The sequence below is a fragment of the Pseudomonas sp. Irchel 3H9 genome, from assembly GCF_900187495.1.
GTDB lineage: Bacteria > Pseudomonadota > Gammaproteobacteria > Pseudomonadales > Pseudomonadaceae > Aquipseudomonas > Aquipseudomonas sivasensis.
The window spans coordinates 753,084-779,442 of the sequence record NZ_FYDK01000002.1; the positions used below are offsets into that span (position 1 = coordinate 753,084).

Below are 26,359 nucleotides of genomic sequence, written 5' to 3' on the forward strand. Positions count from 1 at the left end.
CTTGAGCAACTTCATGGGCTTTTTTTCACTACTAAGTTAGAACACTTAGTTCGGTCTCTAGATCATTTAGTTGCGCTTATAAGCTTCGATCAAACTGATCTAAGTGTGCAGTGAAAATATAAGGGAGTATCTGCACAAGGGTACTGACAGCCAGATCGGGTTGTCCGCGCAAAGCTCACAAGTCATGGACTTGTACAGCGGTCTGCACGCTTACGGAAAAGCTCATCAGGAGACAGATGCCCATGTCTGAATTGTCCGTTCTAAATCCAGCCAGCCCAGCGCCGGCGATCCATTGCGAAAACACTGTGCCGCGTAGCATGGTGCACCGCGCTGCTGTCAGCGAAGTCTTCCTGACGGGCGCGGAGTTGGTAAAAGAGGGGAACTTCCGCTGCAGCGCCCAACTACCGCGTACCCACAGTTACTTCAGTGAACATACGCATCGCTCGGCCCACTACGACATGTTGTTATTGCTGGAAGTGTTCCGCCAGGCGTCGATCTATATCTCTCATGCGTTCTTGGATGTCAGTGCCCAGGACAAGTTTATTTACCTGGACAGTGTCACTCGCGTCACCGAGCGCAGTTTGCTGGTGGTGGGGGATCGCCCGGCGTCGGCACAGATCGATGTGTTTGTGGTGGACGAATACCTGCGCCATGGCGAGCGCAGTGGCGTGACCCTGAACATGTCCCTGAGCATCAATGGCGAAGTCGCCGCACGGCACGAACGCATGAGCATCCGTTGGATGAGCGGCGCTTCGTGGAACAAGATGCGCGCCCGTGGCCTGGCGGCGATTCCCGCCGACGCGGACCCGTTGGCGCAACTGCCGCCACCGTTGAGCCCGTCGGCGGTAGGGCGCCATTGGCTGAACAACGTGGTGCTGGGCAAGGACGTGGAGCAGGGCGCCGACCGCCTGGTGGCGCCGCTGATTGTGGACCTTAACAACCCGGCGATCTTCGACCATCCCCTCGACCATATCCCCGGCATGCTGCTGCTCGAAGGTTTCCGGCAAGCGGCCTTGGTGGTGGCGGATCGGCAATTGCAGGCCGCCCCTGATCAGTGGCTGTTGTCCAGTTGCCATGTGGTGTTCACCCGCTTCGGCGAGTTCGGTTTGCCGACACGGGTGCGTGCCGATCTCAATGCCCTGGCAATCGATGAACACGGGCGCATCACTCTGGCCCTGGACGTGGAGCAGGGCGGCGTGGTGATTGCTACAGCCGAGCTTGAGTTGTTGCCCGTGGCGGCCAGCCAGCCGTTGGCCTTGGTTGCGGGGGGTGTGCGATGAGCGATTTGAAGTTTATCTGGTTCGATTTCGGGGGCGTGCTGTCGCCGCCGATCCCCGCGTTGTTCGAGCAGTATCAGGTCAAGACCGGCTTGGCCCCGCGCGTGCTGCAACAGGCCATGAGTGATGTGGCCGAGGAACTGGGCGTGCCGATGCTGGCGCCGGTGGAGAGCGCTTTGCTCACCGAAAAGGAGTGGGGCCAACGCCTGGAATTGGCATTGCGGCGCCGCGACCCGCAGATTGATTTGTCCCGTGCGCGCCTGCAAACCTTTGGCGAGCATTGGTTCGCCGGAGTGCCGGCCAATGCGCCGTTGGTGGCCGCGGTGCGTGCGCTCAAGGGTGCTGGATTGCGTGTGGGCATCCTCACCAACAACGTGGTGGAGTGGGAGCAGCACTGGCGGGCGATGGTGGGTTTGGACGAGGTGGTCGACCTGATCGTCGATTCCAGCCGGGAAGGCACCCGCAAGCCGGAAGCGGCGTTCTTCGAGGTCGCCACCGCACGTTCAGGCGTCAGCGCGGCTGACAGTTTGTTGATCGATGACGTGGCCGAAAACATCGACGCCGCCGCCGCGCTGGGCTGGCAAGTGCTGCACTTTATCGACAACCACCAGGCCCTTACCCAGTTGCAGCGCCTGACTGGTGTGAACCTGGTGCAACCTGTCGGGGAGCCTGCCTGATGAATATCGCCGTCGTCACCACCCCGCCAGTCACCGTGGCGCGCATCCCCAACCTGGATGCGCCGCCAGCCTATCAACCCGCCAGCCCCGCCAATGGCTTGCCCAGGATCCTCTTGCCCAGCGGCCACTTGGCGTATCACCTAACCCGCTATGAACACGTGCAGGCGTTGCTGCTGGACAACCGCGCCATTCGCGCTCCGTGCAACGAAGAAGACGGTGCGAGTTTTCTGCCCACCATCACGCCGCCAGAGTTACTGCTTAACAACGACATTCCCGATCACGGCCGCTTGCGTAAAGTGGTCGCGCGGGATTTCAGCCCCAGTGGGGTGGCGTTGCTGGCGGAAAAAGTGCAGCAGGCGACCCATGAGCGCCTGGATGTATTACAGCGCCAGGCCCCCGGTGCAGACCTGTTTGCCCAGGTGCTTGATCACATTCCTGCGACGGTGGACTGCCAACTCCTCGGCATTCCCCTGAGTGACCGTGAATACTATCGGCCGCTCAGCCATACGGTGCAGGTCGCGTCGGACGCGGATGTGCCGGAGCTGCTGAACCAATTCTGGGGCGTCTACAACTACCTCACCGACCTGGTGACGGGCGCGCGCCCTACCTATCCCGATGGGCTGATCCAGCGTTTCGTCGCCACCCGCAACGACAGTGAACCGCCACTCAACGACAAGGAGTTGGTGGGCATCCTGCTCGGCGTGCTGATCGGCGGCGACCAGAACATTCTTACCGTGCTCACCAAGGCGGTGTACACCCTGTTGGCCGCGCCCGAGCTGTGGCAGCAGTTGGTGGACGACCCTGCGCTGATCCCGAATGCTGTCGAAGAGCTGCTGCGCGTGATCCCCCTGGGCACCATCTCGACCTTCCCGCGCTTGGCCAGTGTCGACCTTGACGGGCCGTGGGGGTTGATCCCCGAGGGCAGCATCATCTACGCCGATGCATTTGCAGCCAACCGTGACCCAGCGGTGTTTCCTGAACCTTTGGCGATTCGCTTGGACCGTAACGACGCGCGGCATTTGCAGTTCGGCTACGGCATGCACAACTGCATGGGCGCGGCCCTCGCGCGCCTGGAAATCACCACGGTGTTGCAGATTCTGGTGCAGCGCTTTCCCAACTTGCGCCTGGCGGTGCCGGCGGACCAGGTGCCCTGGGTCGACGGCATCATCCTGCGCCGACCGGTGCGTTTGCCGGTGCACGGTTTCACTTCAACCTGACCCTGGAAGGACCCATGAAAAACTCGTTTGCCGACACGGCTCTACTCTCGATCATCCTGCTGGCGATCTTCGTTGTGCCCAGCTCCATCTCCGGCACGGCCCTCGCGTTGCCGGCCATCGGCGCCGATATCCAGGCGCCGTTGACCAGCCTGCAATGGGTGGTCAACGCCTTCAACCTGGCGTTTGCCTGCTTCACCCTGGCCTGGGGCGCGCTGGCTGATCGGCTCGGGCGCAAGCGCTGTTTTGTCGCCGGTGCGTCGCTGTATGTGGTGGCCTCGGTGCTGTCTGCGGTGGCCGACAGCGCGTGGTTGCTGGACGCGGCACGGGGGCTGGCGGGGATTGGCGCGGCGGCGATTTTCTCGTGCGGCATTGCCATCCTCTCCACCCACTTCAGTGGGCCGGCACGGTTACGTGCATTTGCCTTGTTCGGCACCGTTGCGGGGCTGGGTGTGAGCCTGGGGCCGACCTTGTCCGGCTTACTGCTGGACAGCGTCGGCTGGCGCGCGATTTTCTGGGCGCACGCAGTCACCTTGGTCATTGTGCTGTTGGGCACCCCTTTGATCACGCGGGACGGCGAACTGGCAGAACGCACTGCACGCTTTGATGTGCCGGGCGCGACGTTATTTGTGTTGGCCTTGTTGGCGCTGATGGTTGCCATCGTGCAGGGCTCGCAGTGGGGCTGGAGCAGCCCGGGCGTGCTGGGCCTGGTCGCGGTCGCGGCGGTGTTGCTGGCGGTATTTACCTGGCAGGAACGCCGCCATCGCCAGCCGATGCTGGACCTGTCGCTGCTGGCAAGCGGGCCTTTTGTCGGCCTGGCGTTGGTCACCGTGGCGGCATCGTTTGGCTTTGTGACGCTGCTGACGTACTTGCCGAGCTACCTGTTCGGCGTACTGCAATTGAGCGCGACCCACGCAGGCCTGGCGATGTTGCTGCTGACGGTGCCAATGCTGTTCTGCCCGATTCTGGCCGGCAAGTGGGCGGCGCGTGGGGTGTCGGCGATCGGCATTCTCAAGGTCAGCCTAATTGCGTTGCTAGTGGGCGTCGTGTCGTTGGCGCTGGTCAGCCAGGTTGGCGTGGCGTTGTGGCAACTGGCAGTGCCGTTGCTGCTGGTGGGCATTGGCATGGGATTGTCGGCCGGGTTGGTGGATGGCCTGGCGCTCAAGACCGTGCCCGAGCAGAAAGCCGGGATGGCTGCCGGTTTGCTTAACACCTTCCGCCTGGGCAGCGAGGCGATTGCTGTGGCGTTGTATGGTTCGTTGCTGGCCACCTTGCTGGACAGCCAATTGCGCACAACCTTGAGCCGCCTGGCGCCCGATCCCTCGACCCTGCAACGCTGGATCGATGACGTGGCCGCCGGCAATCTCACCGGGTCGTTGCAAGCCCTGAGTACGGAACAGGCCGGCACGGTGCACAGCCTGTTTATCGGCGGCTATGACAGTGCGTTCCACGGCGTGCTCTGGGCGTTGGCCGCGATCCTGCTGGTGCTGACCGCAGTGGTCGCCTGGCTGGTGCGCCCGCTGCGTGAACAGGAGCGTACGGAGGCGCAATTAGCCGCTAACTGAGTGACCCACCACACCGCCTGCGGCGCTCGCAGGCGGTGCTTTTGCGTGCCTGCAGGGGTGCCAAGGGTTATGCAGAAAATGCAGCTTATTGGATGTTTTTATTCTTTTATCCGGTGATGCCCGCTGGGGCAAACTGGACTCACCTGCCTGGATGCAGGTCTACCTCAAACCGACAGGCCCACCACCACTTGTCCGCTGGCGTGTGCAGTCCATGAAGACTATGGACCTATGGACCCGAATGCCTTGCTCAAGAGCCGCCTCATCGGCCAGATTTTCCAACAGCACTACAGCTGGTTGTGCGCACGCTTGTCGTACCGCACCGGTTGCAGCCACAGCGCCGAGGACATCGCCGCCGAGACCTTCCTCAAGGTGTGGATGCTGCCCGATCCCACGGCCATTCGCGAACCGCGCGCGCTGCTCACCACCATCGCCCAGCGCCTGATGTATGAGGGCTGGCGCCGTCGCGATCTGGAAAAAGCCTACCTGCAAATCCTCGCCGAAGTGCCTGAACACGTGCACCCGTCGCCCCAGGAACAGTTGATCCTGATCGAAAGCCTGCTGGCCATTGACCGGCTGCTGGATGGTCTTTCAGGGCAAGCCAAGGCGGTCTTCGTGCACAGCCAGTTGGACGGCATGACCTACGCGCAAATCAGTGAACGGCTCGGCCTGTCGCTGGGGCGCATCCACCAATTGATGACCCAGGCCCTGCGCGCCTGTTACCTAGGGTTGAACGAGTGAGCAAACGAGCGTTGAACGACCCGGTGGCCGAGGAGGCCATTGGTTGGCTGGTGCAGATCCAGTCCGGAGATTTCAGTGTCGAACAGCAAGCGGCGCTGGAGGCGTGGCGTGGCACTTCGGCCCATCATCGTCAGGTCTACGCGCAACTGATCGCAGGGCTGGATCAACTCAAGGCTTCGCCGTGGCGTGGACGCTCCAGCTCGCAACTGTTGCGCAGCCTGGAACAGCCCAACAGTCGCCGCGCGTTCCTGCGCACCAGCTTGTGTGCGCTGGGGCTGGCGGCGGGTGTGGGTTGGGTCACGCGCTTTGAACCGGGCGGGCAGTCATACGCCACCGGCACGGGCGAGCGACGTACCTGGCAGTTGCCCGACGGCTCGACGCTCAAACTCAATGCCCGCAGCCAGGTGATCGCGACGCTCGCCAACGGGCAGCCCAGCCTGGAGCTGCGTGCAGGCGAGATATTAGTGAATGCCTCGCGCCCGTTGCAGGTCAGTAGCCGTGCCGGACGTATCACTGGCGCCAGCGGTCGCTTGATGCTGAGCGAGCAGGGTGCGGCCTTGCGTCTGGTCACCCTCGACAGCGATGTGGTGTTGCATCTCGAAGGCGGTACGCAGCAGCGCGTGGCGATGCATCAGAGCACGGTGTTTGATCATCAGCGGATTCTCACTCAGGTGCCGATGGCGACCAGTGAGACCGCTTGGTTGGAGGGTTGGTTGGTGGTGCGTAATCAGACATTGGCGAGCGTGGTGGATGCGATTCGGCCCTATCGCAGTGGCATCGTACGGCTGGACTCGGCAGTGGCGGGGTTGCGGGTGACAGGGCGGTTTCCGTTGGATGATGCGCAGCAGACGTTGGAGGCGCTGGAACAGAGTTTGCCGATCAGGGTCAGGCAGTGGGGGGGAATGGTTGTGTTGATTGGGGGGAGGGTGTAGGCGGGTTGGGAACATATCCGTTGCTGCGGTAACGGCGGCCTAGGGCTCCGCCCTTACAGTGGGTCAGTCACTGTTGCATTGACTGACCCACTGCTATCACCAGTAAGCGCGTCAGAACTTGCCATCCACGCCGATGCGGAAGGTGTCGTTTCGTTCGTCGCTACCCAGGGCGGTCTTGTAGGAGACGCCCATTTGCCACGATCGGCCCAAGTTGAAGTCCAGCCCGAGGTCCAGATTGGCGAAGTTGCCACGCCAGATTTTCAATAGGCTGCGGTATAAATCGCCAACGCGTCCTCCTCAAGCACGGGCCGTGGATTGTTCACCAGCAGTCGCTGTTGTTGCATCGCACTGCGGGCCAGCTCCGGCAGGCTTTCCAAAGTGACTCCGGCGTCTCTCAAGCGCAAAGGCAGCCCGACCGCTTCATGAATCCTGCGCAGTTCTTCAATCAGTTGTGCGGCGCCATCTCCTGGCAGCAGACGCTCACCCAGTACGCACGGCGCCAGTTCGGCGTAGAGCGCATGGGCGTGGGACAGATTGAAGGTCAGCACCGGGTTGAGAACCAGTGCGTTGGACAGCCCGTGGGGCAGGTGGAATGTGATGCCCAGCGGGTAAGCCAATGCATGCACCGCCGCGACCGGCGCGTTGGCGAAAGCCTGGCCGGCCAGGCAAGCGCCCAGCAGCATGGCCTGGCGCGCTTCAAGGTCCTGCGGCTCGCGCACGGCTTGCTCAAGGTTGGCGCTGAGCAGGCGCAGGGCTTCGCGGGCCAGCAGGTCCGAGATCGGGTTTTTACGCAACTTGCTGGTGTAGGCCTCGATGGCGTGCACCATCGCGTCGATGCCGGTGGCAGCGGTGACCGGGCCGGGCAGGCCGACGGTCAGTTGTGCGTCAAGGATCGCCAGGTCCGGCAGCAGTTGCTGGGACACCACGCCGGATTTACCAGTGGCGGTAGTGACGATGGAAATCGGCGTGACTTCAGAACCGGTCCCGGCCGTGGTCGGCACCTGGATCAACGGCAGACGCGCGCCGTTGGCCTGATTGACCCCGTAGATGTCGCTCAAGCCCTGGCGTTGCTCGGGGTGTGCCAGGTAGGCGACCAGCTTGGCGGTGTCCATGGAGCTGCCGCCGCCGAAGCCGATGATCAGGTCGGCACCGATTGCACGTGCTTGTTCAGTGGCCGCCAGCACCAGCTCTTCGGCCGGGTCGGCGAGGACGTCGCTGTACACCTGCAGGTTGATCCCCGCAGCGGTGAAACCGGGCAAGACTGAATCCAGCAGGTTGTGGCGCAGGATGCCTGCGTCGGTGACCAGTAATACGTTGCGTGCACCACGGGCGGCGCACTGTTCGGCCAATTGGGCGGCGGCGGCGCCGCTGGCGCAGATCAGGTGCGCGGTGGTGCTGAAATTGAATGCTTGCATGAATAACCTCTGCTTATTCTGATTGAGGGGGCAGGCCGGCATCGATGATCGTCTGGGCCACCGCTTCCATGCTGGTGCGGCTGGCCATGGCATCGCGTTGCAGGCGCCGGTGAGCGTCGTTTTCGCCGATGCGATGGCGGGCCATGAGCAGGGCCTTGGCCATGGAGATCTTCGACACCGCCGGTTGCCGGGTCTGTAATTTGCGCAGTTGCGCCAGCATGTCGATGCGCGCACGCCAGGCAGCGCGGGCCATCAGTAACTGGGTCAACAAGCCAAAGGGTCGCAGTGGGCGCTCGATCACGGCTGCCGGCTGGGTTTCCAGCACCAGTTGCAGCATCGACGGGTTTTCATAGCCCACCACGGCAATGATCGGCGGCGCCTGTTCGCTCAAGCCTTCCACCAGCGCCTGGGTATTCAGGCGCTGGCTGAGTTCCACGGCGAGCAGGACCACATCGGTGTGCTCTGGCAAATGCGCAGGCACCGGCCAGCATTGCTCAACGATGCAACCGATGCGCTGCAACTGGTCCAGCACCACGCGGGCCTCGGCATCTACCGGGTGAATCACCAGCACGCGCAGGCCCTTGAGTTCGCGCAACAGCGAAGGTGCCTGGGTCATCTCGCACTCCCACTGTTCATGGCTGCACATCCAGCTGGTAATCGACCATGTAAGGGCTGGGTTTCACCGGCTGCTCGCTCTGCACCACCAGCTCGAAACGGCGTTGGTGGTCGAGACGCGCAATACGAGGCCACAGCCAAGTGTGCTGGGTGTCCGGGTCGATCTGCACGCGGCCCTGGGGCGCGTCGAACTGCGCACCGGCCAAGGCCTTGCGCAGCGCTTCAATGGACGAACCCTCGGCACGCCGCGCTGCTTCGGCGAACAGATGCACCTGGAAGTACGCCGCCTCACCCCCCGCCGTCAGCGGCGCCGTGTCACCGAAGCGCGTTCGGTAACGTGCGACGAACGCCTGGCTGGCAGGCGTCGCCAGGGTGGAGAACCACGGCGCCGCCGACACATGCCCTTCGGCCTCTTCATCGCTCATGTGCAACACGTCGACCTCGTTGGTCGCGAGGCTGACGATGGGCATGCGCGCCGGGTCGAAACCGGCCTGTCGGTACGCGCGGTGCAGGGCCGGAATATCGCTGCCGACGATGGTCGAGTAGATCGCATCCGGAGCCGTGGCCCGCGCCCGTTGCATCACCCGTTCGAAGTCCTCGGCGGTGGCGTGGAACGGCAAGTAGATCTCGTCCACCACTTCGCCACCGGCCTGTTCGAACAGTTCGCGCATGATGCGGTTGGACTCGAACGGGTACACGTAGGAGCCACCGACAAAGAGCACGCGGTTGCCGAAATGCGCCAGTACGTACTGCGCCAGTTGGACTGAGTTCTGGTTCGGTGCGGAACCGGTGTAGTAACACCAGGGCGAGTATTCAAACCCTTCGTAGAGGGTCGGGTAGAACAGCAGTCGGCGGCGGCTCTCGACCACCGGCAACACTACTTTGCGGGTGCTCGACATGTGGGTGCCGAACAACACCTGCACCTGGTGTTCGTCACACAGGCGCAGGGCGCTGTCGCGGTAGTCCGACGGTTCCGCGCCGGGATGGCCGTCCACTGGCACCAGTGGCCGTCCGTGGATGCCGCCGGCGTCGTTGACCTCGGCGATCGCCAGGTGGGTGGCATTGGCCTGGGTGGTTTCCGAGGCAGCGGTAAGGCTGCTCTCGGAAAACAGCAGGCCGACTTTGTAGTCAGAGGCGCTCATGAAATCAGGCTTTCCCAGTCGATATGTTGTTCAAAGGCGTGCGCGACCTGGTACAGCGTGGCTTCGTCGTAGTCCCGCGCCACCAGCATCATGCCCACTGGCAGGCCACTGGCAAGCCCACACGGGAGTGACAGGGCAGGGTGGCCGGTAACGTCGAAGGGCGCGGTGTTCGCGTTCATTTCCAGGGCCCGTTGCACCCACTCGCTGGGTGAGGCGTCTGCTGTCGGCAAGGTTGGCGCCTTGAGCGGTACGGTGGGCATCAGCAGCACATCGAAGTCCTGCAATTGCTGGTCGTAGGCCGCACGTAATTGCCGTGCAGCATTCTGAGCCTTGGCGTAGTACTGGCCGCCAAAACGCGTGTACGCGTATTCACCGGCCAGCAGGCAGGTTTTCAGGTCGTGGGGGAATTGCCCAGCCTGGGTCTGCCAGTCTTGCTGTGCGTTCATCAGGCTCTCTACGTACAGGCCTTTCCAATTCGAGCCGTAATTGTAGCCGCGCAGCAATTGGGTGGTGCCTTCCACCGCGATGGGTGTCCAGATGGCGTGGCCCAGGGCGTGCAGCGGTATCGAGATGTCCTCCACCCGTGCCCCGAGGTCTACGAACACCGCAGCGGCACGGCGTACCGCCGCGTCCACATCGGCCTCGGAGTTGGCATGCCCGAAGCCCTCGCGCACCACACCGATCCGCAGGCCTTTGCAGCCTTTTCCGAGGGCCTGAGTATAGGCTTCGGTCGGCACGACGCGGTCCTGCCTGGGGTCGAGGCCATCGGCGCCGGCCAGCACTTCCAGAAGCAGGGCGTTGTCGGCGAGGTTGGCACTCATGATGCCGGCGTGGTCCAAGGTCATCTCGATGGGCATGATCCCGGTGTAGGGGATCAACCCATGGGTCGGCTTCATGCCGTAGATACCGGAGTAGGCCGCCGGAATGCGGACCGAACCGCCCTGGTCAGTGCCGATGCCCAGGTCCACTTCGCCGGCCGCGATCAGCGCCGCGCAGCCCGACGACGAACCGCCGGTGGAATGCCCCGGATTACGCGGGTTGTGCACTGCGCCGGTGGCGTTGGTATGGCTGCTGCCCGACACACAAAAGAACTCGCAATGGGCCTTGCCCAGAATCTGTCCGGCAGCGTCCAACACACGTGTCGCGACAGTGGCGTCAATGTCCGGCACGTAGCCCTGCAGGGTCGATGCACCGTTCATCATCGGCACGCCGGCCAGGCAGATATTGTCCTTGAGCGCCACGCGCTTGCCGGCCAACTTGCCCGTTGGTGCCCCCTGAATCTCGGTGCGTACGTACCAGGCGTTGTAAGGGTTGTGCTGCGGCACCTGGCCGGGGCCGCGAGGGTAACGGGGGGGCGATGGCGAGGTTGCGATCCCGTCAAGACGGTCGTAGTCCTGCCACACGGCGTCGAGAATGTTCGCGTATTCGTGCAGCAGCGGCTCGGCCATTTGCAGGCCAAGGCTGTGGCCGACTTCGGTGAGATCGGCCAGGGTAGGGCGTTGAATAGACATGGCAGGTTCCTTATGCATGAAAGCCCATGAAGCGCTCAGCGATGGCTTCGGCGCTGGTGTGAGCCGGGTCGACCTCGTCCACCAGTTGGCCGTTCTCGATGATCAGTATGCGGTCGGACAGGGCACTGAGAAATTCGATGTCCTGTTCCACCAGGATCACCGCCAGATTCTGTTCCACACGTAGGCGCTGCAGGGTTTCAATGATTTCGTCGCAGATCGATGGCTGGATGCCCTCGGTGGGCTCGTCCAGCAGGATGATTTTCGGGTTGCCGCACAGGCAGCGGGCGAGGGCCAGCAGTTGTTGCTCTCCGCCGGACAGCGCGCCACCGGGCTGGTCGAGCAAGCGGTGCAGGCGCGGGAAGTACGCGAGGATGCGTTCGATGGTGGCGTCGGCTGCGGCGAAGTCCTTCACGCAGCCCATGCGCAGGTTTTCCCGCACGCTCAGGTACGGGAATATCTGCCGGCCCTGGGGCACATAGCCGATGCCGGCGCGGGCGCGTTGGTGGGCGGCGGCTTTGCTTAAGTCTTCTCCGGCAAAATGCAGGCTGCCGGCCATGGCGGGGATTTCGCCCATTAAGGCGCGCAACAGGGTGGTCTTGCCCATGCCATTGCGACCCAGTACACCGACGCAGGTGTTGGCGGCACAGCTCAAGCGGATGTCACGCAACACGGGAATACGCCCATAACCGGCGGATAGACCGATGACTTCAAGCATGTTTGATCTCCTGCTTGCCCAAGTACGCTTCGCGCACGGCCGGGTCCTGGGTCACTTCGGCAAAGCTGCCTTGGGCGAGGATTGCGCCTTGGTTGAACACGGTGACGGTGCCTGCGATCAGGCGGATGAACTCCATGTCGTGCTCGACCACCACCACGGTGCTGTGGGCGTTGATTTCTTTGATCAGCGCGGCGGTCTTGCGCACTTCCTGGTAGGTCATGCCGGCGGCGGGTTCGTCCAGTAATACCAACTCCGGGCGCGAGGCGAGGATCATGCCCAGCTCCACCCATTGGCGTTGGCCGTGGGCCAGGTCGCCCACCAGGCGTGCGCGCAAGTCGACCAGGCCGATGCGTTCCAGGGTCTGCTCGGCAGTGGCGCGGGCTTCGTTTGGCGCTTGTCGGCGACTGGCGGCCAAGCGCAGGTTTTCCAGCACATCCAGGCCGTCGAAGACGCTGGGGGCCTGGGTTTTGATGCCGATGCCGAGCCGGGCGACATGGTGCGGCGCCAGCCCTGAAATGCGCTGGCCCTTGAAGTGGCATACGCCGCGGGTGGGTTTGAGTTGGCCGCTGAGCATCTTGAAGAAGGTGCTTTTGCCGGCGCCATTGGGGCCGATCAGGCAACGCAGTTCGCCGCTTTCGAGGGTGAAATCCACGGCTTTGACCGCGTGAACGCCGCCGAAGCTGACGCCCAGGCCTTGGGTTTGCAACAGGCTCATAGTGCGCGCTCCTGTGCAGGTGTCGGTTGCGGGCGACGTTGGAAAACACGCGCTGCCCAACCGGTCAAGGTCGGCAGCAAGCCACGGGGCAGCAACATGACGAACACCAGCAGAATCAGGCCGAGCACAAAGCCGCTGTCCACATGCTGCTGTTCACCGAGGCGCGCCATCAGCGCCTGGATGCCGATGCACGCCAGGATCGGCCCGAATAAGGTGCCACGGCCACCAACGATGACCCAGATGATGATCTGCGCCGATTGCGCCAATCCGAACACGCCTGGGCTGACAAACGCGCCCCAGTTGGCGAACAGGCAACCCGCGAGCCCGGCGATGCCGCCACCCAGGCTGAACACGATCAACTTGTGCAGGCGCGTGTCATAGCCCAGCAAACCGGCGCGCTGTTCGTTCTCACGAATGGCCACCACCACTTTGCCGAAGCGGCTGGCGAGCAGCCCGCGCAGCCCCAGGTAACAGAGGATCAGCGCGGCGCCGATTACTTGGAACAGGGTTTCCGGTTCGAGCACACGCTCAGGGTTGAACGGCATGTTGAGGGTGGGAATGGCCGGAATGCCGTTGAAACCGCCGAGCAGTGCGCTGCCGATGTGGTATTCGGAGCCCGAGGTGGAGTTCATCACGTTGAACAGAATCAGCGTGACCGCCAGCGTAATCACCCCCAGGTACACGTCGCTGATGCCGCCGTAGAACATGAAGTAACCCATGGCGGCGGCGACCAGGGCGGGCACTGCGATGGCCAGCAGCACCGGCCAGGTGCTGTCGCCGATGTTCAGCACACCGATGGCATAGGCATAGGCGCCCAGGCCAAAAAACGCCGCCTGGCCAAAGCACAGGATGCCGCCGAAGCCCCAGATAAACGCAAGGCTCAGGGCCAGCAGGGCCATGACCAAGTAGATGGTTAAGGACAGCAGGGTAAACAGATCCAGCCACTGTGGCAGGACCGCCACCAGCAGCGCAGCCACGACGCAGCCGAGCACCGGTAACAGGGTGCGGGTATCAACAGGCATCAGAACGCCCTCCGAAAGAATCGACCGGTAATGCCCTGGGGCAGTACGCGAATCAGCACAATGGCCGCCAGCAGCAACGCCACTTCACCAAACACCGGAGTGCTGAAGAACGTCACCACCTGGCTGATCACGCCGAAGCCACCGGCGGCGGTGAGGGTGCCGGTGATCACTGCACTGCCGCCGCCGATCACGGTGATGAAAGCCTTCGCGATGTAGCTGGCGCCGAGGGTTGGAATCACCCCGGTGAGCGGCGCCAGCACGGCACCGCCTAAGCCCGCGAGCGCTGCGCCCAGGCCAAAGGTCAGGCTGTAGATCCGTCCGGGATTGGCCCCGAGTGCAGCGGCCATCTTGGCGTTTTGCATGGTGGCGCGGGCGCACAGGCCGAAGTGGGTAAACCGCAGCAGCGCCCACATGCCGAGCAGCACGGCGACCGCCACGGCGATCACAAACAGGCCGTAGCCGCTGGTTTGATAAGCGCCCACGGTGATGCCTGGCAACGGCGAGCTGATGCCCACCGTCGTGTTGCCGAACAGCATGGTGGCGGCGCCGGTCAGTGCCAGGCTCAGGCCCCAAGTGGCGAGCATGGTGTCGATCATGCGGCCATACAGGTGTCGCACCAGCAGGCGTTCCACCAGCATGCCGAACAGGCCCACGCTCAAGGGCGCCAGCACCAGGATCGAAATCCAGATCGGAACGTGCAGGTTGTGGGTGGCGAGCACGGCGACGTAACCGCCGAGCATCATGAATTCACCGTGGGCGAGGTTGATGATTTTCATCATTCCGAACACCACCGCCAGGCCAATGCTCAGCAGCACCAGCGTGGCGATGGCGCCCACGATTTGCAGGGAAAAAATGGCAGCCCAATCCATGTCGGCCTCCTTACAGCGCGATGCTGTATTGTTTGGCGTCGCGCGGGTTCTTCACCAGGTCGCACACCGCGGCGGTGTCGGACGGCGCTTGCTGGGCGAAGCTTTCGACCACCTCCAGGCGGCGGTCGCGGACTTCGGCGATGTGCACGTCGAGCACACAGTGGTGGGTCGCCGGGTCGATGCTGACCTTGCCGCTGGGCAGGTCCAGGCTGATGCCTTTTTCCAGGGCCTGGGTCACGGCCATGCGCTCCACCGTACCTGCCTGGCGCACGCCTTCGGCCCACAGCATCATGCCCTGGTAAGCGCCCATGGCCAGTTCGGTGATGTACGGATAGTCCGCGCCGAAGCGCTTATGGAAGCGCTCGACGAACGCCCGGTTCTGCGACGTGGCCAGTTCCTGCACATAGTTCTGGCAGATCAGGATGCCGTTGCATTCTTCCGGCGACAGCACGATGTGCTCGTTACCGCCGGCGAAGGTGGTGGAGGCAATCGGTAGCTTGCCGGTCATGCCTGCGGCTTTCCACTGGCGATAGAACGACATGTGCGCGCCGCCCACCAGCGCCGACCAGACAAAGTCCGGCTTGGCTTCCTGGATCTTCGAGATCGTCGCGCCGAAGTTGGTCACGTCCAGTGGGAAGAACTCGATGCCGACGCTTTCGCCGCCCGCTTGCTCGACGTACTTTTTGACCCAGGCGGTGACGATCTGCCCGTAGTTGTAGTCCGCCGCGACGATGTAGACCTTCTTGCCCCACTTCTTGGTGACATGGGACACCAGCTTCTCCACGGTCTGGCCGGGTGTGACACCGGTGCCGAAGAAGTTGCGGTCACACACGCCGCCTTCGTATTGGTTGTTGTAGAAATACAGGGTCTTGTAGCGGTCCAGCACCGGACGCACCACTTCCCGCGACGCCGACGTGATACCGGCGTGCACCACCGCCGCGCGATCCTTGAGCGCGGCCTGTTGGGCGTATTGCGCGTAAAGCTGCATGTTCGACTGGGTGTCGTACTTGATCAGGTTGAGCGGGCGGCCGAGCAAGCCGCCGGAGCTATTGAGTTCTTCGACAGCGAAGGTCAGCGCATCGACGATGGGTTTGCCGTAGATGTCGAGGCCGCCGGAGTTGTCATACAGCGAGGCGATATTGATCGCGTCGTCGGCAGCAAACGCCGAGAAACTCTTGAGGCTCAACGTGGACACAGCAGCCGCGGAAATCGCAGATGCACGCAGGAAAGCACGACGATTCATAGCCATTCGGAAGACTCCTGAAACCCGGACTCCCTATCCACTGCAGCCCGAAGCACGCCAGGAAAAGCGCCGGGCATGACGGTTTGCAATGAAGGAAAGAAGGTCTGGGAAGAAATGCAGGCGGGGAAGGAGGGCCTGATTTCACATACCGACGGCGCTGTCGGCTGGATATGTGATTCGCTTCACTTGGAGACACCAGCCGCATCGTTGAGGCTGGGTCGCCCACCCTGAGAGGATGAGGGAAACGAGTGCCGCATGGCGCGGCGATAGCTTAAAAGCAAGCTTCAGGCCATAAACGCTATGTTTATGATTTTAAAGGAAACCAGGGTGTATGGCGACGCTGGCCACGCTCCGAAAAATGTCACCTGGGTAGAAACGACGCACCGTGTGCGTGCGTTTGGAACAGGTGCGCGGTTGCTTTACGCCGTGTAAACGGCGCCTCAAGAGCCACGCCCACGCTTGCATGATGCAAATACGGTCAGTGTTCAATCTGTCGTCGCGTGAGCACGGGAGAACGGCGAGGCGATATTCTCAGGCTACGGCTTCAGTTTTAACGGGTGAACGCTTCATGCGTTTTGCATAAAAAGTTTTGATTGTTTTTGAAAGGGTTTTTTCAATCAGGAAGTATGAAGCGATGGACAGCGAAATTAAAAAGATGACAAAGACTGAAAAATTAATCGTACTGGATTCAAAAAGAAACTGAGTCGGCAGCATTTGGAAAGCAAGGTGAGCCGGCGCTTGCAGTATGTAAAGCGAATAGCTGGATTCTCCGAGTATGACAAGCACGGGTATGAAGGGGGCTTTTTTTAGTAAGTTGTTTGCTATGGCGCAAAAGTAAATCGCTGGGGCAAACAGGATAGCTGTGAAACTACTTCCGTACGCTAAGTGCGCGCCGATGGCATCATCTATTCTTGGGCCGTAATCAATGATCTTGCCGATAATGGCGAACGACACGATGCTGAGAACGAGCGCAGTCTTCTCCCCGACGACGTTGCGCAATACGCCTGCTTTGAACATGAGCCCGGCAGTGAACCCAAGGACAAAGCTGCACAGGTGTGAAGGTGGAAAATAATTGATCAGCGAGTGCAGGCGCGGACTGGTATTGCCATAGGGGTCTGTACGGCTGTAGTAGCTGAGCACGACTTGGCTGAAAACCCAAAGGAGTAGCGAGGACGCCAGCCACACCTTGAGGCGTACGTCTTTTTTTGTATTGCTGACAAAAATCAGCAATGGGCAAATCAAATAGAAAAACATCTCAACTGAAACAGACCAGCCAGGGTAATTTAAAGTCGTTGCGTATTTTGGGAACCACGCTTGAATAAGGGCGGCGGATATAAAAAATTTGCCGTTTAGTGAGCTGCTTGTTATTGCCATGTAAGCCAGTAGCGCTATTAGATAAATGGGCAATATCCTGGCGGCTCTGTTTACATAGAATTGTGAGGTCGGAATGTTCTTTTTTGTATTCGATAGGGCGAGCACAAAGCCTGACAGTACGAAAAAGAAAGTGACCATGATCGGCCCGCAATTCAGTATCGTTGGCAAGCTTGCGTAAATTTGCGTTTCTTTTCCGTAATGGAAAAGAACCACTACGATGGCTGCAACAAAGCGCAGAAATGTTAAAGACTCTAGCCGCTCTACGGGCAATTTTGCATTTCCCAAGGACTCATCAATTGTGTTGCAGGCATGCATTTTTTGTTCGGGCACGATTCCTTTGCCTCTTGAGATGTCGCGTGAATAGTTGGCTTTTATCTAGCGGGCACGAGAAAACCGGTACCACGCCGACTATTAGCCGGTGATGGCTGCTGGGTTCTCCCTGATAGGTGGGCGCGCAGACGCGTGACCAAAGCCACATTTCGACAATTCGCTTTGTAGGAAGGTTCGTTGCGGGCAGTCAGATTGTTGTGCGCGTACGGCAGGCGCGGTTTGGAGGCCGAGCTTGAGCCCGAAGAGGCTCTGGCGCCTTTCTGACGGGCAAAAAAAAGCCCGCTTGTGGGCGGGCCTAAAGGGAATTCTTCAAAGGAGTAGGGTGATTTAGCACCCTGTCCTGTAAATGCCAGGTGAAAAGGATGTCGCAAAAGCAGAAAGCCACGCACGTAGCGGGCTCTATGTAACACCTGGGGAAGTTGTAATCGTCAGGATTCCCGACTCAATAGATGGCGCTCCGAAGGGCAGATACAAGAAGCTCAGCGCGAAGATCGTCCAGCAAACGCCAACGATCAGTGCGAACGGACCCACTACTTTCCCGTGACTGAGCCAAAACCTCGCGATTAATGGCTTATGGCCGCCATTGGTCGGCAATAACGAGATCACGCCGAACGCGCCCGGCAACCTAATACATACTGACTCATCTCACCATTAGGGGCCCTCGATGAGAGAGGCACAGCGAAGACTAGCCATGACAGCCTGGCGCGACCTGTTTACACAGGCCGTAAGTCAAACGGACGCAGAGGTTAAGTATTTTGGATTGCTGCGGCGGGCTGACGCGATGGAGCTTGCCGAACTCATCACCAGCGATGAGTGGAGAAAGCTAGTGCAGCAGGCGGGAGCAATGCTTTCCAGCACCGCAGAGTGTATGGGCGGACCTGGTTAGGGCAGAGACTTGGTTGCTTCGGTTTCTTCGTCTATCGCCATGCTGGTGGTGGCTGGATCCCCTCGCAGGTACGGAGTCGCCACAGAAGCTTTAAGGGTTAAGTAGCACGGCACATATTTTTTACTGAGTTTCCCTATCTGAGCCCAGCGCGATTGCTGGGCTTTTTTGCTATGCAGTCATGAGAACAGCGAAGTAGTCGGTGAAGTATGCCGATTTGATTTGCGTCGGCGGAACGCCAGGGAAGGGAGTTGCGAAGCAGTGTCAACAATTGCGGAGCGCAAAAGATAAGGGCCTGCATGACGTTAATCATGCAAGCCCTTGATATCTATGGTGCCCGAACCCGGAATCGAACCGGGACGCCCTTACGAGCGGGGGATTTTAAGTCCCATGCGTCTACCAGTTTCGCCATTCGGGCGGTAGCGCGGTGTAGCAGGGTTGGGAATATATAGATCAAGGCGCGTATGCGCAAGGCCGTAACGCACCTTTGTTGGGCATCGAGCAAGATGAAAAAGCTCGAAAGATCAGTGGGCTACAGGGGTTTTAAAAGAGAGTCCAGTAGGTTTCTGCTACCCGAACACAAGAATCACAGATGGGCATCATGAATCTTCAGCAGAAAGGCAGAGCGATCGCAAACAAGCCCCGGTTTAGCCGGAGCTTGCGTGTGCAGGCCTAAACGAAAGGCTGGCCGCTGAACCCTCTGGGCAAACGCTGCAACCCTGGCAGGTCGGTGAGACGTTGGGTCCAGGCGCTGCGCCAGTCAGTGGCGGTGGGTGACTTGGCTTTGCGCGAAGCACGCCGAGCGGCATTGCGTTGGGTGCGGCGGGCTTCCTTGTAGGCCTCAGTGTTGCGGCAGGTACGGCACTTGACCCGGTTCAGCTCAGCGCTGGAGGGGAGGTTGGTACCGTGGTGGCCGCAAGCCAGATGCCCGGCGACCTTGAAGTGAATGACCATGTAAGCGTCTCCTTCTTATGGGGTGCACCCATCGGTAAACCCACGACGGGTGCGAAGAGGGCGGGCGCAGAAAGATCCCGGCACCTGTCATTACGACCTCACAGTTGCCTAGGCGTTCGTTTATGGCTCTAGCCTGCTCAGAAGCGCGCTGCCGTCAGTCGATCAGTGCCAGCAGGTCCGTGTCGCCGACATCCACTCCGGCCTGGGTCAGCAAGGTGGTCGCCTGACCCCGGTGGTGGGTCTGATGATTGAAAAAGTGCAATAGCAGGCTGGAAAAGGGCTTGTCGGCGGCGGCGCCACGCATGTTGTGGTAATGCAAGCGCAGGTCGAGATCAGGCTCGCGCAGGGTCTTGGTCCAATCGATGATCAGTTGGTCCAGCCAGGCACGACGGGCAGCCAGCGCGCTAAGGTCGGCAAAGGCCAGATGCTTGAGGTCGACGGGCATGGCAATGGCTTCCAGTGGGGCCAGCGCTGTAAAGCCTGCCGGGTGCTGGGCGAAGCGTTTGAGCCAGACCGTGTCTCCCTGCGCCAGGTGGTTGAGTGTGCCGAGTATCGAGCCGAAAAAAGCCTGACGGTCCGTGCGTAATTGCGCATCCGAAAGCCTGGCGGCGGCGTCATAGACTTTGCGATTCATCCACTGGTTGTAGGTCGCCATCAGCGCAATCTGCTCGATTCGGTTCACGGGTTTCCCTGCTTGAATACGCGCCCGCTCGGCGGTCATGGAGTTTCGGCAGCGGCGGACTATGGTTGTTGAACGCCAATTCTACGCGCGCAAGGGTGACACCATGAACACAAGCGACCTACTCGAACAACTGCTGCGCGCCGGGCAGTCCGGCGGTGGCGCTGCTGGCGGCGGTCTGGGCGGGCTGCTCGGCGGTTTGCTCAAGGGCACCAGCACCGGCAATGCCTCGGGCGGTGGCGGTCTGGGTGGATTGTTAGGCGGCCTCGGCGGCATGCTCGGTGGCGGGGCGGCGACACGTTCTGCACCGGGGCGCTCCGGCGGGATGAATTACGCGGCGTTGGCGTCGTTGGGGATGATGGCGTTCAAGGCGTATCAGGCATGGCAGAGTCAGCAGGCCTCCAAACCGCAGTCGTCCTTTCAGACAGTCGACCAGCTGGGTGGCCCTGAAGCCGAGGCCCACAGCCATGCGGTGTTGCGTGCCTTGATTGCCGCGGCGAAGGCCGACGGTCGGATCGATGACGCAGAGCAGCAAATGATCTCCACTGAACTGGGCAAGCACACCGACGACCCGCAACTGCAGCAGTGGCTCGACGCCGAAGTCGCCAAGCCCTTGGATGCTGCGGACTTTGCCGAATTCGCACATGACCCGGCGATAGCGGCCGAGGTGTACCTGGCCAGTGTGATGCTGGTGGATGATCAGCAGGACGCAGAGCGCAATTATCTGGATGAGCTGGCGGCTACGCTGAGCATTGATCCTCAAATGCAGCTGCAACTTGAGCAGCAGCTTAAAACCCCAGCGTAGGCAGCGCCTGCCGCATTGGCCTTCGACACGACGGCGATAAGCAAAACAACGCTCAGGGCCAGGCCGATAAAGATCAGATTGCGCCGCAGTGCACGACGTTTGGCCGGCGGCAACAGCAGCAGGCTGTGGCGCACATCGCGGCGGTGACGCGCGCGGTATTTGGCAAACCCGTCAGGGCGCTTTGGGGTGTGTAGGTTGTGCATGACGCACCTCGCTTGGGTTCAGTTTTCTACGGTAAGTACCGAAATGCCGCTGGCTCGGGCCTGGCAGACCAGCTCCGATGTGTCCTCACCGCCCGGCAAGGCGATGACCACGTCGGGGTGGCTGTCGGTCAGCATGAAGTGGTTGCGTTGGCGTTCTGCCTGCTTGCCGTGGCGTTGCCAATTGGGTGGGTAACGCACCACGTCGATACCGATTTCACGGGCCCATTCTTCGATGTCGCTGCCGAGAAACTGGTTGCCGCCGTGGATCAGCACCTGCACCGGGCGCAGGCGATGGTAGGCGTCCAGCACCTGGCGAGACTTTTTGGTGTCGGCGTAATGACGACCTGCACAGATCAAGATGCGCATAGTCCGATTCCTTGTAAGACACGGTGGCGGCCCAGCGACCGCCACCGTTTAAACGGCAGGGGTGATCAGTACCACTGCTTGAAGCGGCGGATGTAGATCGTTTTCATCAGTTGGGCCACGCAGCAGTAGCTGAGCAAGGTGCCCAACAGCCAAGGGAAGTAAGCCAGTGGCAGTGGCTGCAAGCCCACCAGGGTGCCCAGGGGCGAGAACGGCACGTAGATCCCCAGTACGATCACCAAGCAGGTCATCATCAGCACAGGCCATGCGGCCGTGCTCTGGAAGAAGGGGATCTTGCGGGTGCGCAGCATATGCACCACCAGGGTTTGCGACAGCAGTCCTTCGATAAACCAGCCGGACTGGAACAGCGTCTGCATCTCGACGCTGTTGGCGGCAAACACGTACCACATCAGCGCAAAGGTAGTGATGTCGAAAATCGACGAGGTCGGCCCGATCCACAGCATGAAACGGCCGATGTTTTTCGCGTCCCACTTGCGTGGCTTGGCCAGGTATTCCTTGTCCATCTTGTCCCACGGCAACGCCAGCTGGGAGATGTCATACATCAGGTTTTGCAGCAGCAAGTGGATCGCCAGCATCGGCATGAACGGGATAAACGCACTGGCCACCAGCACTGAGAACACGTTGCCGAAATTGGAGCTGGCGGTCATGTTCAGGTACTTCATGATATTGCCGAAGGTTTCGCGGCCCTTGAGCACGCCTTCCTCCAGCACCATCAGGCTTTTTTCCAGCAGGATGATGTCGGCCGACTCCTTGGCGATGTCGGTGCCACTGTCCACCGAGATGCCCACGTCGGCATCGCGCAGCGCAGGGGCATCGTTGATGCCGTCCCCGAGGAAGCCCACCGTATGGCCGTTGGCTTGCAGGGCCTTGAGCACACGGGATTTCTGCAACGGCGTGAGTTTGGCGAATACCGTGCGTTCCTCCACTCGGCGCGCGAGGGTGACGTCGTCCATCAATTCGATTTCAACGCCCAGCAGCGGTTGGCCGGGCTCAAGTCCGACCTGACGGCAGATCTTGCTGGTGACGACCGCGTTGTCGCCGGTCAGCACTTTGACCGCCACGCCGATCTGTTGCAGTGCGGCAATCGCAGGGCCGGCGGTTTCCTTCGGTGGATCGAGGAAGGTCAGAAAACCGTGGATCACCAGGTTGCGCTCATCGACGGTGGTGTACTGCTGGCGTGCCAACGCCTTGGGGATCGTGCGAGTCGCCACCACCAGCACGCGAAAGCCGTCTTCGTTGTAATCGTTGGCAATTGACAGCAGTTGCTCGCGACGGCGCTCATCCAACGGCACCGCGGCGCCAGCGTCCATTACATGGGTGGAAATACCCAGCATCTCTTCCACGGCGCCTTTGCACACCAGCAGATGGTCGTCGGCCGCGTCCCTGACCACGATGGACAGGCGGCGGCGTACAAAGTCGAAGGGCAACTCATCGACCTTGCTGTAGGCAAACGGCACTTGGAATGTCGGGTTCTGTTGCGAAAACTGCACCACCGCCTGGTCCATCAGGTTCTTCATGCCGCTCTGGTGGTAGCTGTTGAGCCAAGCCAGGGACAGCACGGCATCATCACGCTGGCCTAAGGCGTTGACGTGATGTTCGAGGATGATTCTGTCCTGGGTCAGGGTGCCGGTCTTGTCGGTGCACAACACGTCCATGGAGCCGAAGTTCTGAATCGCGTTGAGGCGCTTGACCACCACTTTGCGCTTGGCCATGGCCGTGGCGCCCTTGGCCAGGTTGGCGCTGACGATCATCGGCAGCATTTCCGGGGTGAGGCCCACGGCAACCGCCAGCGCAAACAGGAAGGCATCGCCCCAGTCACCCTTGGAGAAGCCGTTGAGGAAGAACACGATGGGCACCATCACCAGCATGAAGCGGATCAGTAGCCAACTGACACTGTTGACCCCACGGTCGAACGCGGTCTGCACTCGCGAGCCGACAATCGCCTTGGCCAGGGAGCCAAAGTAGGTACGCGGTCCGGTGGCCACCACCACGGCCGTGGCCCGGCCGCTGACCACGTTGGTGCCCATAAAGCAGATATTGGGCAGGTCCAACAGGTTGCCTTGATCGGCGATCACCGGCCCTGCGGTTTTTTGCGTAACGTCGCCCAGGGTGTCGTACTTCTCCACTGGCAAGGCTTCGCCGGTGAGCACGGCCTGGCTGATAAACAGGTCTCGGGATTCGATCAGGCGGATGTCGGCGGGGATCATGTCACCGGCCGACAGTTGCACGATATCGCCCGCCACCAGGTCGCGCATCGGTACTTCGCGCAGGGTCGGTTGGCTGCCCACTTGCTCACGGCGCAGTACGGTGGCGGTGGTGCGCACCATGGCCTTCAAGGCCTCGGCGGATTTTGCCGAGCGGTGCTCCTGCCAGAAGCGCAACAGGCTGCTGAGCAGGACCATGGTCATGATGATGATGACTTTGGTCGGGTCAGCGTCTTCGCCTTCCTGCATCGGCAGCCAGCAATCGGTAAAGAAGCTGATGGCGCCCAGGGTCAGCAGCACGTAGATGAACGGGTTGTTCAGTGCGTGCAGGAACTGGATGAGGGCGTGCGGCGGCTTGTCATGGGCGACTTCGTTAGCGCCTTCCCGTTGCAGACGTGCAGAGGCGTCCAATTCGGTCAGGCCATCCTGGGTGGCGCGTACGTTGGCCAGGGTGGCTTGCAGGCCGTTTTGGGCTTCGCGGGCGGCACGCATCGACAGTTTGGTGCCTTCGCAGGTGCTCTTTTTCTTGCTCAGTGGCGTGTTTTTTACGGCGCTCATTGTTTGTACTCCTGTCGCCAATTCTCGACAAAACATACCCTGTACTTACCTGAATACAGGCGAGCAAAAGCATGCCGAGCCGCGGACTTCGCGATCGGTTTTATTAAAGTGTTCACATAACTTCTATAAGGCCCGCCAACAGCGCGTTAGTTAACTAACGTGCAGCGGGCTACGACTGGATGCGTTCATAAAGAACTCCAGGGAATAAATAAGAAAGTTGCTGTTTTCAGCCAGGTCAGGCGGCGCGAGCGCTCACATACAGACCGAGCATCAAGCCAGCGTGAGCCAGGCTGGAAACCTTCGGTCTCTGCGGGTCTTGAGGGTCGGCATGTTCCCAGTGCTGCATCAATTGGCCGCTTTGCGGGCAGATACGCCAGTGCGCCAGCGGTCGGGCTGGATGCACTTGAGGGGAGGGTGCAACAAAGGTCGACCGGGCAGGGCAAAAGCCTGCGGGTGCTCGGCCTGGCTTGGCGCGCAGGGCTGCGGCCAGCGTGCGTACATCGGGTAAAACAAGGAGTTGGAAGGTCATAACACACCTCGGGACCGGACGGGCATCCGGTGAGGCAGTTACGGTGGAGCATCAAGCTCTAGCGCAGCTTACCGGACCGGGGAGACGAGTCCTGTCATATTCTGGGTTTGGCGCCCGACGCCCGCAAATGCGGTGCTCGGACAGCGACTAGATACTGTGTCCATTGGCTTCTTTTTTGAGGTTTAAAAAAGGCCCCAGTTGCGGGCAGGGGCAATCTACTCAGACAGTTACAAATTGTCAATGCATGATTAATTAAACTGATCAGTGTTCAGACTTTATTCAGACAGAACGCGTCGGAAGTTGTTGGCTATATAACTTCATATACCGTGCGCGGCGAGAATCGCCAGATATATCAATACCAGCCCGCAGGCGCCATAACTGATGCGTTGCCACAGGGGCGAAGCGTTTTTGCGTAACAGGTTAACCAGCGCCGCGATCAGAAAGCAGGACAACACCGATGCCAGCATGAAGCCTGCAAAAAACATCAAGGTTTGCCCATGGCTGGGCGTGGCGCCGACAATGCCAGACAAGGCACTGCCCAATGCCCCCCAGTAAACAATGTTCTTCGGATTGGCCAACGAGATCGCCGCGCCCACCGCCAAGGCATTCTGCCCGGAGCTGGCCGGTGCGCTGCCGGCTTCGGGCAACTGCCAGGCGTCGATGAGGCTACGCACGCCTAGCCACGCCAGGTACAGCGCGCAGACAATGGTCAGCGGCACACGCACGGCGTCGTGCTGGATCAGCAGGGCAATGCCGGTCAGGCCGATCACGGCCCAGACGGCGTCACCGACCAGTGAGCCGATCTGCACCATCAGCGCGGGAGTAAAGCCGTGAAGCAAGCCGCGCCGTAAGGTCTCCGCCAGCACGGCGCCAGGGGAGAGGCAAAACACAAACCCGAATACCAGCGCGTAGAAAAAGATCGTCAACATGCCCGCGTTCCTTCAATTGATGGGGGCAGTGTGAGGCGCAGGTTGGAGGGTGTCTTGAACCAGATTGCGCAGTTCAACGTTTTACGACGTTCTGGTAACGACCCGGGGTCATGCCGTAAGCCGCGCGAAAATGCCGATTGAGGTGGCTCTGGTCGGCAAACCCGAGGTCATGGGCGACGTCCGAGGCTGGCGCGCCCATGCGCAACAAACCCTTAGCGCGACGGGTGCGCAGTTGCATGGCCCACTGCCGAGGACTGAGCCCGGTGGCTTTCTGAAAGGCGCGCAGCAGGTGGAACTTGGACAGCCCCAACTCATCGCCGAGGTGGTCCAACGGCAGCGATTGATGCAGGTGCGCCGCCAGCAACTCCTGGGCGCGGCTGACCATGGGGTTGGCCGTGGCAGGGGTGCTGGGCAGACGCACGCCGCTGATCGCGACCACCTCTCCCAGCAGCGACACCAAGGCGTCTTCGTTCAGCTCGCGAACCAAGGCGTCGACGCTCAATGCGCCTTTCACCGCCGCCGCCAGGCGTTGCGCGAGCAGCGGTTGAAAACATAACGGGCGATCAAACTCCAGGTGCGCCAAGCCCAAGTCCGCGGCCAATTGATCCGCCGTGACGTAGAGGCTGACGAACTGCCAAGGCGCGCCATCCGCCGCACCGCCGCCTTGAATCTGCCCTGGGTTGTACAGCGTAATGCTGCCCGGCCCGGCGTCGAATTCCCTGCGGTCCAGCCAGACTTTCTCCTCGCCCACCAGGTTCACGCCGATCACACACTCGTCGTGGCTATGGCGAGCGAACGTCAGGCCGGTGCAAACCGTGCTGCTGACTTCGTAGTTGCCAAGCCAGGCGTGTTGCAGGGCTTTCATCGGCATTCTCCG

Annotated in this window: 25 protein-coding genes, 1 tRNA gene and 1 pseudogene; 7 read left to right on the plus strand and 20 right to left on the minus strand. The window is 61.0% G+C overall.

Annotation, left to right across the window (positions count from 1 at the left end; genetic code table 11):
* The first annotated feature begins 242 nt into the window (after positions 1-242).
* The 6 genes from CKW32_RS09315 to CKW32_RS09340 all read left to right on the plus strand — a co-directional run bounded on the left by CKW32_RS09315 (position 243) and on the right by CKW32_RS09340 (position 6,403).
* Positions 243-1,280: a ScbA/BarX family gamma-butyrolactone biosynthesis protein gene (locus CKW32_RS09315; protein WP_160016627.1), complete on the plus strand. Its 1,038-nt coding sequence runs from the start codon at positions 243-245 to the stop codon at positions 1,278-1,280.
* Entirely contained in the window at positions 1,277-1,954 is a 678-nt protein-coding gene (locus CKW32_RS09320) for an HAD family phosphatase (RefSeq protein ID WP_095184693.1), read from the plus strand. Before CKW32_RS09315 ends, CKW32_RS09320 begins: the two co-directional genes overlap by 4 nt.
* Complete coding sequence (locus CKW32_RS09325) at positions 1,954-3,171, plus strand: cytochrome P450 (RefSeq protein WP_095184694.1); 1,218 nt, start codon at positions 1,954-1,956, stop codon at positions 3,169-3,171. Before CKW32_RS09320 ends, CKW32_RS09325 begins: the two co-directional genes overlap by 1 nt.
* Before the next feature lie 14 nt (positions 3,172-3,185).
* Positions 3,186-4,733, plus strand: coding sequence for an MFS transporter (locus CKW32_RS09330; RefSeq protein ID WP_095184695.1), 1,548 nt, complete (start codon positions 3,186-3,188; stop codon positions 4,731-4,733).
* 228 nt (positions 4,734-4,961) lie between these two features.
* Positions 4,962-5,471 carry a sigma-70 family RNA polymerase sigma factor gene (locus CKW32_RS09335; RefSeq protein WP_032885202.1) on the plus strand — a complete coding sequence of 170 codons (510 nt, stop codon included), beginning with the start codon at positions 4,962-4,964 and terminating at the stop codon, positions 5,469-5,471.
* Complete coding sequence (locus tag CKW32_RS09340; RefSeq protein ID WP_095184696.1) at positions 5,468-6,403, plus strand: FecR domain-containing protein; 936 nt, start codon at positions 5,468-5,470, stop codon at positions 6,401-6,403. The genes CKW32_RS09335 and CKW32_RS09340 overlap by 4 nt, the downstream gene beginning before the upstream one ends.
* Before the next feature lie 111 nt (positions 6,404-6,514).
* Here CKW32_RS09340 and CKW32_RS28215 read toward each other — a convergent pair whose 3' ends face one another.
* The 14 genes from CKW32_RS28215 to CKW32_RS09410 form a co-directional block, all read right to left on the minus strand.
* Entirely contained in the window at positions 6,515-6,667 is a 153-nt protein-coding gene (locus CKW32_RS28215; protein ID WP_155989950.1) for a hypothetical protein, read from the minus strand.
* Positions 6,664-7,818: an iron-containing alcohol dehydrogenase gene (locus tag CKW32_RS09345; RefSeq protein WP_095184697.1), complete on the minus strand. Its 1,155-nt coding sequence runs from the start codon at positions 7,816-7,818 to the stop codon at positions 6,664-6,666. The genes CKW32_RS28215 and CKW32_RS09345 overlap by 4 nt, the downstream gene beginning before the upstream one ends.
* 13 nt (positions 7,819-7,831) lie before the next feature.
* Positions 7,832-8,434: an ANTAR domain-containing response regulator gene (locus tag CKW32_RS09350; protein ID WP_095184698.1), complete on the minus strand. Its 603-nt coding sequence runs from the start codon at positions 8,432-8,434 to the stop codon at positions 7,832-7,834.
* Positions 8,435-8,450: 16 nt separating this feature from the next.
* Positions 8,451-9,575: a transporter substrate-binding domain-containing protein gene (locus CKW32_RS09355; protein WP_095184699.1), complete on the minus strand. Its 1,125-nt coding sequence runs from the start codon at positions 9,573-9,575 to the stop codon at positions 8,451-8,453.
* Positions 9,572-11,086: an amidase gene (locus CKW32_RS09360; protein WP_095184700.1), complete on the minus strand. Its 1,515-nt coding sequence runs from the start codon at positions 11,084-11,086 to the stop codon at positions 9,572-9,574. The genes CKW32_RS09355 and CKW32_RS09360 overlap by 4 nt, the downstream gene beginning before the upstream one ends.
* A gap of 10 nt (positions 11,087-11,096) precedes the next feature.
* A complete protein-coding gene (locus tag CKW32_RS09365; protein ID WP_095184701.1) occupies positions 11,097-11,801 on the minus strand; it encodes an ABC transporter ATP-binding protein in 705 nt (234 codons plus the stop codon).
* Positions 11,794-12,516: an ATP-binding cassette domain-containing protein gene (locus tag CKW32_RS09370; RefSeq protein ID WP_095184702.1), complete on the minus strand. Its 723-nt coding sequence runs from the start codon at positions 12,514-12,516 to the stop codon at positions 11,794-11,796. The genes CKW32_RS09365 and CKW32_RS09370 overlap by 8 nt, the downstream gene beginning before the upstream one ends.
* The gene (locus CKW32_RS09375) at positions 12,513-13,538 is read right to left on the minus strand and encodes a branched-chain amino acid ABC transporter permease (protein ID WP_095184703.1); all 1,026 of its coding nucleotides are present in this window, start codon (positions 13,536-13,538) and stop codon (positions 12,513-12,515) included. Before CKW32_RS09375 ends, CKW32_RS09370 begins: the two co-directional genes overlap by 4 nt.
* A complete protein-coding gene (locus CKW32_RS09380) occupies positions 13,538-14,407 on the minus strand; it encodes a branched-chain amino acid ABC transporter permease (protein ID WP_032885732.1) in 870 nt (289 codons plus the stop codon). The genes CKW32_RS09375 and CKW32_RS09380 overlap by 1 nt, the downstream gene beginning before the upstream one ends.
* Positions 14,408-14,417: 10 nt before the next feature.
* Positions 14,418-15,656, minus strand: coding sequence for an ABC transporter substrate-binding protein (locus CKW32_RS09385; RefSeq protein ID WP_095184704.1), 1,239 nt, complete (start codon positions 15,654-15,656; stop codon positions 14,418-14,420).
* Positions 15,657-16,181: 525 nt separating this feature from the next.
* A complete protein-coding gene (locus tag CKW32_RS09390) occupies positions 16,182-17,354 on the minus strand; it encodes an acyltransferase (protein WP_143499347.1) in 1,173 nt (390 codons plus the stop codon).
* Between the two features lie 1,214 nt (positions 17,355-18,568).
* Positions 18,569-18,655 (minus strand) — tRNA-Leu (locus tag CKW32_RS09400).
* A 254-nt stretch (positions 18,656-18,909) separates the two neighbouring features.
* Positions 18,910-19,191 carry a hypothetical protein gene (locus tag CKW32_RS09405; protein ID WP_032885726.1) on the minus strand — a complete coding sequence of 94 codons (282 nt, stop codon included), beginning with the start codon at positions 19,189-19,191 and terminating at the stop codon, positions 18,910-18,912.
* A gap of 154 nt (positions 19,192-19,345) precedes the next feature.
* A complete protein-coding gene (locus CKW32_RS09410; RefSeq protein WP_095185019.1) occupies positions 19,346-19,873 on the minus strand; it encodes a DinB family protein in 528 nt (175 codons plus the stop codon).
* A gap of 103 nt (positions 19,874-19,976) precedes the next feature.
* Here CKW32_RS09410 and CKW32_RS09415 point away from each other — a divergent pair, with 103 nt between their 5' ends.
* Positions 19,977-20,675 carry a tellurite resistance TerB family protein gene (locus CKW32_RS09415; protein ID WP_095185020.1) on the plus strand — a complete coding sequence of 233 codons (699 nt, stop codon included), beginning with the start codon at positions 19,977-19,979 and terminating at the stop codon, positions 20,673-20,675.
* On the opposite strand, the pseudogene CKW32_RS09420 reads toward CKW32_RS09415, so the two are convergent.
* The 6 genes and pseudogenes from CKW32_RS09420 to CKW32_RS09445 form a co-directional block, all read right to left on the minus strand.
* Positions 20,639-20,878: pseudogene (locus tag CKW32_RS09420) on the minus strand (hypothetical protein); the annotation flags it as partial. The gene CKW32_RS09415 and the pseudogene CKW32_RS09420 sit on opposite strands and share 37 nt — an antisense overlap.
* 18 nt (positions 20,879-20,896) lie before the next feature.
* Entirely contained in the window at positions 20,897-21,244 is a 348-nt protein-coding gene (locus CKW32_RS09425) for a DUF2493 domain-containing protein (protein ID WP_095184707.1), read from the minus strand.
* Positions 21,245-21,309: 65 nt separating this feature from the next.
* The gene (gene mgtA / locus CKW32_RS09430) at positions 21,310-24,024 is read right to left on the minus strand and encodes a magnesium-translocating P-type ATPase (RefSeq protein ID WP_095184708.1); all 2,715 of its coding nucleotides are present in this window, start codon (positions 24,022-24,024) and stop codon (positions 21,310-21,312) included.
* A gap of 235 nt (positions 24,025-24,259) precedes the next feature.
* A complete protein-coding gene (locus tag CKW32_RS09435) occupies positions 24,260-24,553 on the minus strand; it encodes a hypothetical protein (protein ID WP_081797647.1) in 294 nt (97 codons plus the stop codon).
* A 317-nt stretch (positions 24,554-24,870) separates the two neighbouring features.
* The gene (locus CKW32_RS09440; RefSeq protein WP_095184709.1) at positions 24,871-25,482 is read right to left on the minus strand and encodes a LysE family transporter; all 612 of its coding nucleotides are present in this window, start codon (positions 25,480-25,482) and stop codon (positions 24,871-24,873) included.
* 73 nt (positions 25,483-25,555) lie between these two features.
* Complete coding sequence (locus tag CKW32_RS09445) at positions 25,556-26,347, minus strand: AraC family transcriptional regulator (RefSeq protein ID WP_095184710.1); 792 nt, start codon at positions 26,345-26,347, stop codon at positions 25,556-25,558.
* Positions 26,348-26,359 lie beyond the last annotated feature (12 nt).